We start from the raw sequence: 16,541 nt of genomic DNA, 5'->3' as shown, positions 1-16,541 counted from the left end.
TTGTCGCTTACCTTAGTGCTCCGCCGCGTTGGCCGTTTTTGCCCTAGATGGCGCCTTGAATTTTCGTAAGCGGGCGGAAAAAAGACGGGGAACTGTCTGAGCGAAGCGAGTTTTCCCCGTCTCCGTCCGGTTATGAAAATTCAAGGAATGGGTCGCCATCTTGGGTGCGCCTTTCTTTGCTTACTTTCTTTGGCAAGACAAAGAAAGTGAGTCAGCCCCGGCAGGGGATGAAACAAGGGATGCACCACCAGCAAAAAACTCAAACCTTCAAAACCACAACCCCCAACGGCGGCAGCCTCAACACCAACGACTGCCCCTGCCCATGTGCAGCCACGTGGTCCACATCCACCGCGCCACCGTTCCCGAGATCGCTGCCGCCATACACGGCGGCGTCTGTGTTCAGCACCTCTTGCCAGTGCGTGGCGCCATCGGCGGGCGGCACACCAATGCGATATCCCTCGCGCGGCACCGGCGTCATGTTTGCCACCACCAGCATCGGCCGCCCGTCGCCATCCAGCCGCAGGAACGCAAACACGCTGTTGGTGCGGTCGTCGCCGATCACCCAGTTGAATCCCTCGGGTGCGGTGTCGCGCGCATGCAATGAGCGCTCACTCCGGTACAGCGCATTCAGGTCATGCACGAGCCGCTGCACGCCCCGGTGCCGCGGGTCATCGAGCAGGTGCCATTCGGGCGATGCATCGTGGTTCCATTCGCCTACTTGTCCAAACTCGCAGCCCATGAACAGCAGCTTCTTGCCCGGATGCGTCCACATGAACGCCAGATAGGCGCGCAGGTTCGCCAGCCGCTGCCATTCATCGCCGGGCATCTTGCCCAGCAGCGAACCCTTGCCGTGCACGACCTCGTCGTGCGAGATCGGGAGGATGAAATGCTCGGAGAACGCGTACACCAGCCCGAACGTCATGCCGTCGTGATGGTGCTGCCGGTACACCGGGTCGCGCTGCATGTAGTGCAGCGTGTCGTGCATCCAGCCCATGTTCCACTTGTAGTCGAAGCCCAGGCCGTTGAATTCCACGGGGGCGGTCACGCCGGGCCACGCAGTCGATTCTTCGGCGATGGTGATGGCGCCGGGGCATCGCTCGTGCACCACGGTGTTCATCTGCTGCAGGAACGCCACGGCTTCAAGGTTTTCGCGGCCGCCATAGTGGTTTGGCACCCATTCGCCGGCACGGCGCGAGTAGTCACGATAGAGCATCGACGCCACGGCATCCACGCGCAGGCCGTCGATGTGAAAGCGCTCCAGCCATTCCAGCGCGCTGGCGATGAGGAAGCCGCGCACTTCGTTGCGGCCAAAGTTGTAGATGAGCGTGTTCCAGTCCTGATGGAAGCCTTCGCGCGGGTCCTGGTGTTCGTACAGCGCGGTGCCGTCAAACTGCGCCAGCCCGTGTGCGTCGGTTGGGAAGTGCGCGGGCACCCAGTCGACGATGACGCCCAGGCCTGCCTGATGACAGCGATCAACAAAGCGCGCAAACGCCTCGGGCGAGCCAAAGCGCGCGGACGGCGCGAACAGCCCGAGTGGTTGATATCCCCAACTGCCGCCGAACGGATGTTCCGCTACGGGTAGCAGTTCGATGTGCGTGAAGCCGAGTGCCGTAACGTAAGGAATCAGCCGGTCAGCCAGCTCATCCCAATGCAGGTTGCGGCCGCCGTCTTCCAGATCGCGCAACCACGAGCCGGCATGCACTTCATAGATGCTGATGGGCGCGTCGGGCTTCTGGCGTTCGGCGCGCGTTTGCATCCAGTCGTCATCGCTCCAGCGCAGCGGCGCCGGGTCGGCCACCACCGATGCGGTGGCGGGCGGCGGTTCAGTCTGGCGGGCGGCGGGGTCGGCCTTGACCATCAGGTGTCCGTCAGCGCCGATCAGCTCGAACTTGTAGCGCGTGCCGGGGCCGACGCCCAAGCCACTGGGCAGGAACAGTTCCCACACACCGGCCTGGTGGCGCAGGCGCATGGGTTGTCGGCGGCCGTCCCATTGGTTGAAGTCGCCCACAACCGACACGCGCTGCGCATTCGGTGCCCACACCGCAAAGCGCACGCCGCTGATGCCGTCGATGCGCATGGCCTGCGCGCCCAGGCAGTTTGCCAGCGCCCAATGCGTGCCTTCGTTGAGCAGGTGCAGGTCCAGATCCCCCAGCAGCAGGCCGAAGGCGTACGGGTCTTCGGTTTCCTGCACGGCTTCATGACCGGTGCCCGCGGGCCAGATGATGCGCAGGCGATAAAGGTCCGGGTGGCCGTACACGTCTTGCGCATCGGCGCGCAGTGGGCCGTGGAACAGTCCAGTGCGGCCTACCGGCGTCATCTCGGCAATGATCTGGCCGCGTGCATCGATGGCCTGCACACGGCGCGCACCGGGATAGAACGCGCGCACCACCCAGCGTGCGCCGTCGTCAGTGTCCACGCGATGCGGCCCCAGCACGGCAAACGGATCGCCCAGGCGGCCATGCGTGAGCGCATCGAGGCGCATCTGGTCCACACCGGCTGGTAGCACGATCGGCGCCTCGGGGGCGGCGGTGGTTTTGGTTGGAGAGGCAAAGTCGAGTGCGGTCACGGTGGGCCTCCCGTCGAGTCTTCTGCAGCAGGTGATGGTGGCTCTGCCTGCAGCAGGCGGCGTGCCACGCGCGTGAAGCCTTCCAGTGGAATCGGTAGCCAGGTCGGGCGGTTGGACGCTTCGTAGTTGACCTCGTACGCGGCCTTTTCCAGCAGGAAAAGATCGAGCAGGTGAAAGTCGACCACGGGCTGATCCAGCGCGTTCAGATCGGGCCCGCGAATCGCAGCGGCATACGCCTCCAGGAAGCGTTCGGTGGACGCCGCGCGGAACCGCTCTAGCAGGACGTTGCGGCGCTCCTGCGCGGGGCCGGCCACGTGTTCGGGGCCTTGGCGCATGGCGCCCACCACGTAGTCGAGCGAGCGCATCAGTCCGGCCACGTCGCGCAGTGGGCTCGTCTTGCGTCGGCGCTCTTCCACGGAGCGCGAGGGCTCGCCTTCAAAATCGATCAAGTAGGCATCGCCCTGCGCCACCAGCACCTGGCCGAGGTGGAAATCGCCATGGATGCGCGAGAGCGTGGCGCCCAGGCCGTCTTCGGCATGCATGCGCGCGGCGTCGAGCAACGCCTGGTGTTGCGACAGCAGCCATTGCACGTCGGGTTGCCGTGGGCTGTCGGGGTTTTGCCGTTGCCATGCCGTCAGGTAGTCGTGCGCCCGATTGAGCTGTTCGCTCACGCGGGTGGTCCAGTAGGCGGCATCGTCGGTATCAGCAATGCGCACGCCGAAGTTCGGGTCTTCGGTGGGCGCGGCCAGCGCGGCATGCAGTTCGCCCAGCCGTGTGCCAATCACGCCGATAAAGTTGACGTAGCCGGCCAATGCCTCGTCGGTATCCATGCGCGCTTCCGAGACGGCCACGGGGGACGATTCACCATCGCCCGAGGTCACGCCTTCCATCTGCACAGCCAGTTCGTCGATGGTGCGTCGCAGGTAGTCCAGCGCCCATGTCCAGGCATCGCCCTGGTTGGGAACGAAGCTCTGCATGACGGCCAGCGTGGCACGTTCGCCGTCGGCAGCGTGGTGAGAGATCTCACCAATCAGCGCCGCCGTGTTGGCATAGCCGACGCGCGTGAGGTGGCGCGTCATCTCCACCTCGGGGTGGATGCCCGCTGCGATACGACGGATGAGTTTGACGATGACCGACTCGCCAATCACCAGCGAGCTGTTCGACTGCTCGGCAGCCAGCCATTGGACGGGTGTGTCGGGCGCCAGCGGTAGCGGTGCAGGCCGTGTGCTGCCGGCTTCAGGCGGCACGGCAGGTTCCGCCAGCTCCGCGATGTTCGGTTCGGGCTCGAACCGCACGGTGCCGTCATTGGCTTCCAGCGTGGCGCCGCGCACGAGGTTGGTGAGCAGCGCGCGGGCGAAGGTCTCGGTGGTGAAGGCGTCGGTCAGGTAGCCGACATGGCGGCCGCGCCGCACGCGAGCCAGGGCGAGCTGAATCGGCAGTGCCGGTAGCGTGGCCGATTCCCACGCGATGGAAAGCGGCAGCAGGTAGCGTTCGACGCGCTCGCTGCCGTCGGGGCTGCCCAGCGTGACGGCCACTTCGTTGAAGAACACCTCTGGCCGCGTCGCCCCGGCCAGCGGGCGGTTGGTGGATGCGGCATCCACCGGCACGGTCGCGCCCCAGGCAAACTTCGCGCTACGCAGCACGCTGTCCTTGGCGGCAAACCAGCGGCGCTTGGGCAGATAGGTCGGCAGGATTTCGCGTTCGATCAACTGGCGATGCGCCTCGCGCTGGCGTGTGTCGGCCAGCGCATCCAGCCCCGCGCGCAGCACCAGCGTCGTGAACTCCGGCAACTGCTCGGCGGCAGGTTGCGACCAGCTCGGGCCCGGCTCGTTCTCGCGCAGCTCCAGCCAATAGAACGCGTAGGGCGGCAGCGTGAGCAGATACGACAACTGGCCGATCGGCGGAAACGCCGTCCCGCCAATCAGCTCCACCGGCACGCGCTGCGCAAAGGCGGACAGGTCCAGCTCCACGGCCTGCGAGGCACGGGAGAGATTGGCCACGCACAGGATGGGCGCTTCGCCTTCCAGCGCGCGGATATACGCCAGCACCTTGCGGTTGGACGGCTGCAGAAACTGGATGGAACCACGCCCAAACACGCGATGCCGCTTGCGTGTGGCAAGCAGCCGGCGCGTCCAGTTCAGCAGCGAATGCGCGTCGCGGCTCTGCGCTTCCACGTTCACCGATTCATAGCCGTACAGCGAGCCCATGATGGCGGGCAGCACGAGCTGTTCAGGGTCGGCACGGGAGAACCCGCCGTTGCGGTCGGGTGACCACTGCATCGGTGTGCGTACGCCGTCGCGGTCGCCCAGGTGGATGTTGTCGCCCATGCCGATTTCGTCGCCGTAATACATGACGGGCGTGCCGGGCATCGAAAACAGCAGGCTGTTCATCAACTCGACACGGCGGCGATCGCGTTCCAGCAGCGGTGCCAAGCGGCGGCGGATGCCGAGGTTCAGGCGCGCGCGGCGGTCACTGGCGTAGACCTCCCAGAGGTAATCGCGCTCGGCGTCGGTCACCATTTCGAGCGTCAGTTCGTCGTGATTACGCAGGAAGATGGCCCATTGGCAGCCGCTGGGCACCTCCGGCGTCTGACGCATGATGTCGGTGATCGGGAAGCGGTCTTCGCGCGCAATCGCCATGTACATGCGCGGCATCAGCGGGAAGTGGAACGCCATGTGGCATTCGTCGCCGGCGCCGAAATATTCCTGCGTGTCTTCGGGCCACTGGTTGGCTTCTGCCAGCAGCAGGCGGTTCTTGAATTCCCCATCCATGGCCGCGCGAATCTTGCGCAGCACTTCGTGTGTCTCGGGCAGGTTCTCGTTCGAGGTGCCTTCGCGCTCGACGAGGTAAGGCACGGCGTCAAGGCGCAGGCCGTCCACGCCCAGGTTCAGCCAGAACTTCATCACGCCGATCACAGCTTTGAGCACGCGCGGGTTGTCGAAGTTGAGATCGGGCTGGTGCGAATAGAAACGGTGCCAGTAATACGCCTTGGCCACCGGGTCCCACGTCCAGTTGGACGGCTCGGTATCGATGAAGATGATGCGCGTGCCGGCGTACTTCTTGTCGTTGTCGGACCACACATAGAAGTCGCGCAGCGCAGAACCCGGCTTGGCGCGTCGCGCACGCTGAAACCACGGGTGCTGATCCGACGTGTGGTTGATGACGAGTTCCGTGATCACGCGCAGGCCCCGCGCATGCGCTTCGGCAATGAAGCGGCGCGCGTCGGCCATGCTGCCGTAATCGGGGTGCACGCCGCGGTATTCGGCGATATCGTAGCCGTCGTCACGGCGCGGCGACGGATAGAACGGTAGCAGCCAGATGACGTCCACCCCAAGCTCGGCGATGTAGTCGAGTTTGGAGATCAACCCGGGGAAATCCCCGACGCCGTCGTTGTCGGAATCGCAGAACGATTTGACATGCAGCTGATAGATGACGGCGTCCTTGTACCAGAGCGCGTCGTCTACCAGCAGCGTGGTCGGATTGCGCGTCATGACGGTTGTTCCTCCGATGGCAGGGCCGGGCGCACGCGCCAGATGGCAAACGGCTGCTCGGGTTCAAGACGGATGTGCTGCCACTTGCCGCGCCACACGGTGCGCTGTGCCGCCCCATCACTCGCCAGGTTCTCGGCCATCAGCGCGCCGTGGTCAGGCAGGCCCCATTGCCACAATGGCAGTTCGATATCGGATTCGTGCGCGTGGTGCGGGTCGAGGTTGATGGCCACGAACACCGTGTTGTCGCCAAAGCGGTCTGACGGCAGGGCGTTGGCCAATTCGGCCGGCGAGGTTCCCACCTGCGCCGGCACCACGGGCGGCGTCGATTTGCTGAAGAACAGGATGTGCTCGCCCGAGGCCGGCTGGAACGTCACGCCCAGGTGCGAGTGCAGCGCCGGATTGGCCCGGCGGATGCGGTTGAGCAGCGCAATCTCTTTGACAATGTTGCCGGGGCGGTTGTGGTCCCACGCGCGCAGTTGGTACTTCTCTGAGTCGAGGTACTCCTCCTTGCCCGGCACCGGCGCGCCTTCGCACAGCTCGAACCCGTTATAGACGCCCCACAGGCCAGACAGCGTGGCCGCCAGCGCCGCACGAATCAAAAAGCCCGGCCGGCCCGAGGTCTGCAGGAACACCGGGTTGATGTCCGGCGTGTTGACGAAGAAGTGCGGGCGGAAATATTCACGCACCGGCGTGCGCGTCAGCTCGGTCAGGTAATCGATGAATTCCTGCTTGGTATGCCGCCACGTGAAGTATGTGTACGACTGCGAGAACCCTACCTTCGCCAGCCGGTACATCACCTTGGGGCGCGTGAAGGCTTCCGACAGGAACACCGTATCCGGATAGCGCGCACGCACCTCGCCGATCATCCATTCCCAGAACGGCAGCGGCTTGGTGTGCGGATTGTCGACGCGGAACAGGCGCACACCCTCGTCGGCCCAGAACATCACCACATCGCGCAGTGCGGTCCACAGGCCGGGTTTGGCGTCGTCGGCGTAGAAGTCGACGTTGACGATGTCTTCGTACTTCTTGGGCGGGTTCTCGGCGTATTTGATGCTGCCGTCGGGGCGCCATGCAAACCAGCCGGGGTGCTCGCGCAGCCAGGGGTGGTCGGGCGAGCATTGAATGGCAAAGTCGAGCGCCAGTTCCAGGCCTTTCTCACGCGCGGCGCGCACCAGTCGGCGGAAATCTTCCAGCGTGCCGAGCTGCGGGTGGATAGCGTCGTGCCCGCCTTCGGCAGCGCCAATGGCGTATGGGCTGCCTGGGTCGTCGGCCTCTGCGTGCAGGCTGTTGTTGCGGCCCTTGCGGTTGGTGCGCCCGATCGGGTGGATGGGCGGGAAGTACAGCACGTCGAAGCCCATGCCGCGAATGGCGCCCAGGCGGCGGATCACATCGTCAAACGTGCCGTGCCGCTGTTCGTCATCCGATGCCGAGCGGGGGAACAGCTCGTACCAGCTCGCGAACGCCGCGCCACCGCGTTCCACGTCCAGCGGATACGCCACGCTTTCCACGTAGAACGGCCGGTAGTGCGAGGCCTGCGCCATCACGTGGGCGGTTACAGGGTCCAGCAGCAGCTTGAGACGGTGCGCGTGGTCGGCCTCGGCCAACAGGTGGGCAAGCTTGTGCAACGCGTCGACCGGTGCGTCCTTGGGCGCATGTTCGGCAGCCTGTGCAACGAGCCGCGCGCCTTCTTCCAGCTCCAGCGTCACGTCCACGCCGGCGGTGTGCTTCTTCTCCAGTTCAGACCGGTAGGTGCCGAACGCATCGCGCCACGCGGCCACGGCATAGGCGTGCCGCCCCAACCGTTCGGGCCGGAATGCTCCGCGCCAGCGGTCGTTGCCCAGGGGCACCATCGGTACGTGCTGCCAGGCGTCTTCATCTTGCGCGCGCCACAGCAGGTGCACGGCCAACTTGTCGTGCCCGTCCATCAGCACATCGGCCTCGATGATGATGTCGTCGCCCACCAGGCGCTTCACGGCAAAGCGGCCGTCTTCAACGGAGGGCTGCACCTGCTCGATGCCGATGCGCGGCGACGCAATGGCGGCGTTCACTGGTTCTTTCGCTTCGCCGGCCTTGGCGCGGTGGCTCTTGGCGGGTTTGCCCGCTGCGGGAGTGCGCACCGGGGCATTGCGGAACACGCGCCAGACCTGCACGTCGCCGGGCAGCAGGTCGATCTCGGCCAAGGGCCGTGCATTGGCACGCAGCGTGTCGTCGCAACTGCCAACGGGTTCGGTCAGCAGGTCGAGCGCCACACCGCGCGTAAAGCCGCCGGCCACGCCGGGCAGGAAGTGATCGGCATGCACCGATACGCCCATGTGCAGATCGGGGTTGATGACGGTCAGCGTGGCGGCATCGCCGGCCCGCAGGTCAGGGCCATCGGCGCGCAGCAGGGCGGTGGCGGGTGCGTCGGGGCCGGTCAGCACGCGCAGTTCGGCGTGCGGCGCTACGGTGTTCGTCTCGCGCGCGGCGCGGATGGTGGCGTTCACATCGCGCACGGCGTCGCTCAGGTCGAACGCGGCATGGGCATCGATCCATTGCTGGTCGGATGGGTCTCCGCGCTCAGCCAGCATCGGCAGCAGCGCGCCGCGTTCGAAGCCCAGCGGCATCAGCCAGCCGGCATCGAGCGTGTCTGCCACGTGCAGGAGACGGCGATAGGCGCGCTCACGGACCATCGCGTCGCCAAAGGCCTGGCCGTAGCGCGTGCCGAACGGCGCTTCCACCGTGGCGATGGGCGGGGCCACAGCCGCCAAGCGTGCGTGCTCTTCCACCATCCAGCCGGCGCGGAAATCCCACCAGCGCAGCGATGAGAATGTCGCGTCAAAGCCGGCACCTGCCAGCGCATCGACCGCAGCGCCGTCCATGCCGGGCGTCCACGCCAGGAATCGCACGGCGCCGGCGTCTTTGCGCACGTCGGCAATCAACGCGCGCCAGCGGTCTGCAGGAAGGCGGGCGGGCGCTTCACAGCGGAACCCGCCGATGCCCAACGCGGCCCAGGCGCGCAGTTGCTGAGCCCACCACGTGAGGATGGCATCTGCGCTGCGCGGGTCGTCGTGCCGGAAGGACGCCACTTCAAGGTGCGAGGGCGGCAGGCGTGGGTCCAGCGCGTCGCCGTCTTCGGCGTGGCTGGCGAACCAGTCGGGATGGTCGGCGCGCAGGGGCGCATCCACCGCCACGCGGTCGATCACCAGATCGAGCAGCAACGTAAGCCCGCGCGAGCGGCAGCCTTCGGCAAGCCTGGCGAGGGCTGCGTCAGCCTGCCCGCCGCCCAGCGCCGTATGCAATTGCGCATGGTCGCGGGTGACGAAGACGTTGCCGGCGGCACCCACCGCAAATGGCGGCGCCATCAACACATGATCGAAACCCAACGAGGCGATGCGATCGAGCACGCCGTCCCATCGGTCGAGCCTGCCCAGTTGCAGCGGATGCACGTAGCAGATGGCCGGGGCGTATGGGGACGCTGCCTTGGTGGGCGGTGCCGCGCTCGGCATTTCAGCCGGCCTGGTCACCGATTTGGCTGTGCTGCCGGGTGGCTTGGCCGCGTTGAGTGCGGCCGTGGTTTTACGTGGAGTGGCGGGCTTGGGCGACTTGGTCTCGGGCATGCGTGAAAGCGGGGCAGGGCGTCAGGCGCGGTCAGGCACGGATCTTCTCGGCACTGGCGGCGCGCGCCACCGCGTGCGCTCGGATCTCGTCGGACAGTGCCGTCGAGCGTCGCCGCGCCGGCGTACGCACAGGTTGGTCGGGTCGGGGCGTATGCAGCGCGTCGGGTGCGACGGGCGTCTGTGCAAGCGCCACGGCAGGCATGGGCGTGGCGGCCGGCACGAGGTTGCGGTACAGCGCGATGTATTCGCGTGAGGCCTGCGACCAGCCGAAGTCGGTCGTCATGCCGTTGTATTGCAGGATGCGCCACGCCTGCGGCTGGGCGAAGACGCGCAGCGCACGCTCCACCGCGGCCACCATGGCGTCGGCGGTGTCGCCGTCGAACAGGAAGCCCGTCGCGCCGTGCAACGCAGCTTCGGGCGAACCGTGGTCGGTGATCGTGTCCATCAGCCCCCCCACGCGCGACGCGACCGGCACCGTGCCGTAACGCATCGAATAGAGCGGCGTCAGGCCGCACGGCTCGAAGCGGCTGCCATGCAGCAGGATGTCGGCGCCGGCGTGCAGCAGGTGGGCATAGGCCTCGGTGTAGCCGATCTTCGTGGCCACCTGGCGCGGATAGCGTGCTGCCAGTTCGGCCATGCCGGTCTCGTAGGCGTGTTCACCGCAGCCGAGCACGGCAACCTGCAATTGCGGGTTGGATTCCAGCAACTGGGGCAGCGCCTGCAACGTCACGTCGGCCATCTTCTGATGCGTCAGGCGGCTGCCCACGGCCAGCAGTGGCGCCTTGGCGTCTTCCGGCAGCCCGAAGCGCTGCTGCAGTACGCGCTTGGCGGTGTGCTTGCCGCTCAGGTTGGCCGCAACAAACGGCTGCGGAAGCAGCGGGTCTTTCGACGGGTTCCACACGTCGTTGTCGATGCCGTTGAGGATGGCGACGAGGTCTTGCTGACGTGCGCGCAGCAGGTCCTGCATGCCGCAACCCGCGGTGTCGGTCAGGATTTCGCGCGCATACGCGTGGCTTACAGTGGTGATGCGATCGGCCCACAGCAGGCCGGCCTTCAGGAAGCTGAACTGGCCCCAGAATTCGGCTTCGTGCGCCGCATCGGGCGGCACGCCAATGTCCGGCACCACGTGCATCGGGAAATTGCCCTGGAACGCGAGGTTATGGATCGTGAAGACGGTCTTCACCGGCACTTGCGCACGCTTGACGAACAGCGGCACCAGCCCCGCATGCCAGTCATGCGCCTGCACGATGTCAAAGCGATGCACCCCGGGCACACCGCCGGAAACGCGTGCTGCGGCCTGGCTGAACGCCGCAAAGCGCAGCGCGTTGTCTTCGTAGGGCTCGCCGTGGTCATCGAGGTAAGGGTTGCCGGGCCGTGCGAACAGCGCCGGCGCGTCGAACAGGAGCACGGGGATGCCCTGGACGCCCATGCGGCCACTCAGCAGGCGGGCGCGGCCGCCCGGCAGGTCGGTCCATTCGCACACGGTGCGCGTGTGCTGCAACTGCGTGATGGCGTCGGGATAGCCCGGCAGCATCACCGTCACTTTCATGCCGGCGCGCCGCAATGCGTTTGCGCAGGCCCCGACCATATCTCCAAGCCCGCCGGTCTTGGCCAGCGGCACAGCTTCAGAAGCGACAAAGAGAACGTTCAGCGACAAGGTCATGCTCCCGGAGGAATTTGCCTGCCGGGCCGTGAGCCAGCTGCATGAGCAGTGGACGGCGCCGATGCGCGGCGGAGGTTTTCGATCGACCTCTTCGCGCAAGACCTATGCCAGTCAGACAGACGCTGACAAGGCTGTAGTCTTGGCCCGCCCCGCCTTGGCTGTACGTGATGTGCGCGTTGCGAGAGCACGTGCGGGGTGTGCAACCTGCGGGTGCGCTATGTAATTTCGTCTATGCACGCAGGTGCCCGCTTAGGACGGATGGCGCCTCAGGCCGTAGGCGCTCGGCTGCCCATGTGATAGAAAAAAACAATCGATAAAATCATATCAATCAACTTGTGCAATGCATCGATCGACGATACGATCCACTCCGTTGTCAACCAAGCAACCCAACCGAAAACCACTATGTCGCTGATCAATACTCAAGTCCAACCGTTCAAGGCCCAAGCGTTCCACAACGGCAAGTTCATCGAAGTCACGGATGAGTCGCTCAAGGGCAAGTGGTCCGTGCTGATCTTCATGCCGGCCGCATTCACCTTCAACTGCCCGACCGAAGTGGAAGACGCAGCGGACAACTACGCAGAATTCCAGAAGGCTGGCGCCGAGGTCTACATCGTCACGACCGACACGCACTTCTCGCACAAGGTGTGGCACGAAACGTCGCCGGCCGTGGGCAAGGCCCAGTTCCCGCTGGTGGGTGACCCGACGCACCAACTGACCAACGCCTTCGGCGTGCACATTCCGGAAGAAGGCCTGGCACTGCGCGGCACGTTCGTGATCGACCCGCAAGGCGTGATCAAGACGATGGAAGTGCACGACAACGCCATTGCCCGTGACGTGAAGGAAACCCTGCGCAAGCTCAAGGCTGCCCAGTTCGTCGCCAACAACCCGGGCAACGTGTGCCCGGCCAAGTGGAACGAAGGCGCCAAGACGATCAAGCCGTCGCTCGACCTGGTCGGCAAGATCTAAGTTGTAAAGGCTGTTGCTGCAGAAATGCAGCGGAAAAAACGGCCGGCTCTGCCGGCCGTTTGCTTAAGGGCGCAGGCATGTGCCGCGCCCACTGATTTGTCCGGACACGGATTCAACGAATACAAAGGAAGTCGTCATGCTGGATGCTGATGTCAAGGCCCAACTGAAGGCCTACCTCGAACGCCTCGTGCAGCCCATTGAGCTGATTGCCAACGTCGATGACAGCGAGGGCTCCCGCGACATGATCGACCTGCTGCGCGACGTGGCCGAGCAGTCCAGCATGATCGTGCTGACCGAACAACGTGACGCCGCCGAGCGTGCGCCGTCGTTCCTGATCCGTCGCACCGGCGCCGATGTGAGCGTGCGTTTTGCCGCCATCCCGACCGGTCACGAGTTCACCTCTCTCGTGCTGGCGCTGCTGCAAGTGGGCGGCTATGCGCCCAAGCTCGAAGCCGACGTCATCGAACAGATTCGCAATATCGAAGGGGATTTCCGCTTCGAGACCTACATGTCGCTCACGTGCCAGAACTGCCCGGATGTGGTCCAGGCGCTGAACGTGATGTCCGTGATCAACCCGCGCATCCAGCACGTCGCCATTGACGGCGCGCTGTATCAGGGCGAAATCGAGGCGCGCCAGATCATGGCCGTGCCGACCGTGTTCCTGAACGGCGAGACCTTCGGCACGGGCCGCATGGGCGTGGAAGAAATCCTCGCCAAGATCGACACCGGCGCTGCCGCACGGGACGCTGAAAAGCTTGCCGCCAAGGAAGCGTTTGACGTGCTGATCGTCGGCGGTGGCCCGGCAGGTGCGGCGGCTGCCGTGTACGCGGCGCGCAAGGGCGTTCGCACCGGCGTGGTGGCTGAGCGTTTTGGCGGTCAGGTGCTCGACACGCTGGGCATTGAAAACTTCATCTCCGTGCAGGAGACCGAAGGGCCGAAGTTTGCCGCCGCGCTGGAGCAGCACGTGCGCCAGTACGAGGTCGACATCATGAACACGCAGCGCGCGGTCAAGCTCACGCCGGCGGACGAGCCGGGCGGCTTTGCCGAGGTGACGCTGGCCAACGGCGCGGTGCTCAAGGGCCGCTCGGTCATCCTGTCGACCGGCGCCCGCTGGCGCAACGTGAACGTGCCGGGCGAGCAGGAATACAAGAACAAGGGCGTGGCCTATTGCCCGCACTGCGATGGCCCGCTGTTCAAGGGCAAGCGCGTGGCCGTGATCGGCGGTGGCAACTCGGGTGTGGAAGCGGCCATCGACCTGGCCGGCCTCGTGAGCCACGTCACGCTGCTGGAATTCGCCAGCGAGCTGAAGGCCGATGCGGTGCTGGTGCGCAAGCTGCAAAGCCTGCCGAACGCGACCATCGTGACCAACGCGCAGACCACCGAGATCACCGGTGACGGCCAGAAGGTCAACGGCCTGCGCTACAAGAGCCGCGTGGATGGCGTCGAGCACACGGTCGCGCTCGAAGGCGTGTTCGTGCAGATCGGCCTGGTGCCCAACACCGAATGGCTGGATGGCGCGCTCGAGCGCAACCGCTTTGGCGAGATCGTCGTCGATGCGCGTGGCCAGACCAGTGCGGAAGGTGTGTTTGCCGCAGGCGATGCGACCACGACACCGTACAAGCAGATCATCATCGCCACCGGCGATGGCGCGAAGGCCGCACTGTCGGCGTTCGATCATCTGATCCGCGTGCCGCTGGCCGAAGCTGCTTGAGGCCTGATCCAGGCTGAACCACGCTGTACAAAGCCGGACTTCGCGATCAGCGGGTCCGGCTTTTTTCTTGGGCGCTTTGGCGCTCAGCCGGCCGCGGACTGCAGCACCTGCGCGCGCGCGGAGCACATGTCGACAAGGCGATCGCGCAACGCGCGCCCCGCGCTGTCGAGGTCGGGTCGCGCAAAAAGCGCCAGCTCCAGCCCGCCGATCTCCGGAAAACCATCGGCAGCGCCGAGCACGCGATGTCGGGCCTGCACGGTGCTGGCCGGCAGCAGGCTCACGCCCAGCCCCGCGCTGACAGCCGCACACAGGCTCGCCAGGCTCGGGCTTGAATACGTGATACGCCACGGCTGGCCGATCGATTCCAGCGCGTGCAGCATCTCCTGCCGATACAGCGCGCCCACCGGAAACACCACCAGCGGCAACGCAGGTTGCGACGGCCCGAGCGGCAGCGTGTGCGGCCGCTCGGCGCTGTCGATCCAGCAAACTGGTTCAGCCCAGCGCGCATGGCAATCGCTATCGGTGCCCCATTGCTTGACGAGCAGCATGTCGAGATCGCCATTGCGGTACAGGCGCAGCAGGTGGTGGGAGAGGCCGCTTTCTACTTCCAGACGCAGGCGCGGGCGCTCGCGCGCAAAGCTGGCAATGAGCGGCATCAGCGCGCCGCTGCCGAGGTCTTCCGGCACGCCCAGGCGCAGCACGCCGCCGGTGTGTTCGGGGCTGAGCGCCTCGCTCGCTTCGTTGGCCAGGCGCAGCAGACGGCGTGCGTAGCCAAGCAGGCGGTCGCCTTCTTCCGTCGGCAACACCTGGCGTTGGCTGCGGTCAAGCAGGCGGCAGTCCAACTGCTGCTCGAGCCGCAGGATCTGCTGGCTGACAGTCGATTGCGTCAAGTGCAAATGCTCGGCCGCACGCGTGAAGTTGCCTGTATCGACCACCGTGACAAAGCTGCGCAGCAACACAAGATCAATCATTTGAAAACCCACTGAATCTCATTCCATTATTTAATTTCAACATGTTTAGGGGCGCAACCATAATCGACCCGCAATTTCGTCTGCGGAGAACCCGATGTCCGATGAGCCATACATGCGTGAGGCAGTGGAGCTTGCGTGCGATAACGTCAGCGCCGGCGGGCTGCCGTTTGGGGCTGTGTTGGTGCGCGACGGCAAGATCGTGGCCCGTGCCGTGAACGAGGTGCTCGCCACCAATGACCCCACAGCGCATGCCGAAATGCAGGCCATCCGCCAGGCAAGCCAGGCGCTGGCCACGCCCGACTTGCGCGGTGCGGTGATGTACGCCAGCGGCCATCCGTGCCCGATGTGTTTTGCCGCCATGCGCCGCTGCGGCATTCGCACGGCGTACTTTGCGTATTCCAACGAAGATGGCGAGCCTTTCGGTATGTCGACCGCCGCCTTGTATGCCGAAATGCGTCGCGCGCCGGCGGACGGTGAACTGCAACTGCATCCGTCCAGGCCAACGGGCGAGCGGGGCCTTTACGAAGCTTGGCAGGCCCGTCGCGCTCGGGCTGAACTTGCGCCCTGAGATTCACCGAACTAGCCGCCGTTGTTTCAAAAGCGAGCGATTTCCCGATCAGTCACGCGAAGGTTATCGAAGCCGGCTCACGCAGTTAGCTCAGCCACAATCCGCTCGGCCAGGAAATCGCAGGGTTGACGGTTGGAAGTGACGCTACGCGCCAAGACGATCTCCAACGTACCGATCTCCGGCAGGCCGTGAGTGGATCCGAGCAACGTAAAGTCGGAGGGCACGGCACATCGCGCCAGTGGGGTGATGGCGAGGCCCGCGCGGGCCATCGTCAGCAAGCCCAGCAGGCTCGGGCTTTCGTACGAAGTCCGGTAGGCGATCTTCGCGCGCTCGAGACTGCGAATCGCTTTTTCCCGCGCGACGCTTCCCGGCAGAAACACCGCAATGGGCAATGGCCGCTCACGCCAGATTTCCGTCGCCCCCGGACCCGCTGCCCACACCATCGGCTCGTGCCGCAAAAATTCGCCGGTCAGCCCTTTGACGCGTGTGGCGCAGACGAGGTCCACCGTGCCATCACGCAACATCGGCGCCAACGCCACGCTGGGCAAGCCGATCACCTGGATCTCGACCTTCGGATAGCTGGCCGAGAATTTCTTGAGAATCGGCGGGAACAGCGACGACGCGTAGTCGTCCGGCACACCGATCACCACCCGGCCCGTCACGTCCGGCCGCACGACCGCTGCCCAGGCTTCATCACGCAGCGCAATGATCCGGCGCGCATACGCCAGCAGCACCTCGCCGTCTTGTGTTGGTATCACGCTACGCGGCTTGCGCACGAACAGCGCCTTTCCGAGCGCCGATTCCAGCGTCTTGATCTGCATGCTTACGGCTGATTGCGAGCGGTGCACGAGATCTGCCGCCCGGCTGATCGTGCCTGTGTCGGCAACGGCGACGATCATGGTGAGAACGTCGACGTCCAGGGCTTTCATCTCGGTACTCATGCGCGCTCGCTTGCGAGGATGTATCAGAAAAACTGAAAGATTCCATCAATATTATGCGATTTTCTTTT

General features: G+C 65.2%; 9 protein-coding genes. 3 read left to right on the top strand and 6 right to left on the bottom strand.

Going from position 1 to position 16,541, the window contains the following annotated elements:
• Nucleotides 1-259 precede the first annotated feature (259 nt).
• The 4 genes from glgB to glgA are packed head-to-tail and all read right to left on the bottom strand — an operon-like array spanning nt 260 to nt 11,316.
• Complete coding sequence (glgB, locus tag DOD19_RS24075) at nt 260-2,566, bottom strand: 1,4-alpha-glucan branching protein GlgB (protein ID WP_112188592.1); 2,307 nt, start codon at nt 2,564-2,566, stop codon at nt 260-262.
• Entirely contained in the window at nt 2,563-6,057 is a 3,495-nt protein-coding gene (gene treS / locus DOD19_RS24070) for a maltose alpha-D-glucosyltransferase (RefSeq protein ID WP_112188590.1), read from the bottom strand. Before treS ends, glgB begins: the two co-directional genes overlap by 4 nt.
• Entirely contained in the window at nt 6,054-9,653 is a 3,600-nt protein-coding gene (locus DOD19_RS24065; RefSeq protein ID WP_112188588.1) for a maltotransferase domain-containing protein, read from the bottom strand. The genes treS and DOD19_RS24065 overlap by 4 nt, the downstream gene beginning before the upstream one ends.
• A gap of 31 nt (nt 9,654-9,684) precedes the next feature.
• Complete coding sequence (glgA, locus tag DOD19_RS24060; RefSeq protein ID WP_112188586.1) at nt 9,685-11,316, bottom strand: glycogen synthase GlgA; 1,632 nt, start codon at nt 11,314-11,316, stop codon at nt 9,685-9,687.
• Nucleotides 11,317-11,718: 402 nt separating this feature from the next.
• Here glgA and ahpC point away from each other — a divergent pair, with 402 nt between their 5' ends.
• Nucleotides 11,719-12,282, top strand: a complete 564-nt coding sequence (gene ahpC / locus DOD19_RS24055; protein ID WP_024978277.1) for an alkyl hydroperoxide reductase subunit C — start codon at nt 11,719-11,721, stop codon at nt 12,280-12,282.
• Between the two features lie 136 nt (nt 12,283-12,418).
• A complete protein-coding gene (gene ahpF, locus DOD19_RS24050; RefSeq protein WP_112188584.1) occupies nt 12,419-13,993 on the top strand; it encodes an alkyl hydroperoxide reductase subunit F in 1,575 nt (524 codons plus the stop codon).
• 83 nt (nt 13,994-14,076) lie between these two features.
• Here the strand turns inward: ahpF and DOD19_RS24045 are convergent, their stop codons facing one another.
• Complete coding sequence (locus tag DOD19_RS24045) at nt 14,077-14,964, bottom strand: LysR substrate-binding domain-containing protein (RefSeq protein WP_112188582.1); 888 nt, start codon at nt 14,962-14,964, stop codon at nt 14,077-14,079.
• Between the two features lie 94 nt (nt 14,965-15,058).
• On the opposite strand from DOD19_RS24045, the gene DOD19_RS24040 reads away from it, so the two are divergent.
• Nucleotides 15,059-15,532 (top strand): nucleoside deaminase, encoded by a 474-nt coding sequence (locus DOD19_RS24040; protein WP_112188580.1) that lies wholly within the window; start codon nt 15,059-15,061, stop codon nt 15,530-15,532.
• 77 nt (nt 15,533-15,609) lie between these two features.
• On the opposite strand, the gene DOD19_RS24035 is transcribed toward DOD19_RS24040, so the two are convergent.
• Entirely contained in the window at nt 15,610-16,461 is an 852-nt protein-coding gene (locus DOD19_RS24035; protein ID WP_024978281.1) for a LysR substrate-binding domain-containing protein, read from the bottom strand.
• Nucleotides 16,462-16,541 lie beyond the last annotated feature (80 nt).

It is taken from the genome of Ralstonia sp. GX3-BWBA, from assembly GCF_003290055.1.
Classification (GTDB): domain Bacteria; phylum Pseudomonadota; class Gammaproteobacteria; order Burkholderiales; family Burkholderiaceae; genus Ralstonia; species Ralstonia holmesii.
This window is presented reverse-complemented; position numbering and strand designations above follow the sequence as displayed.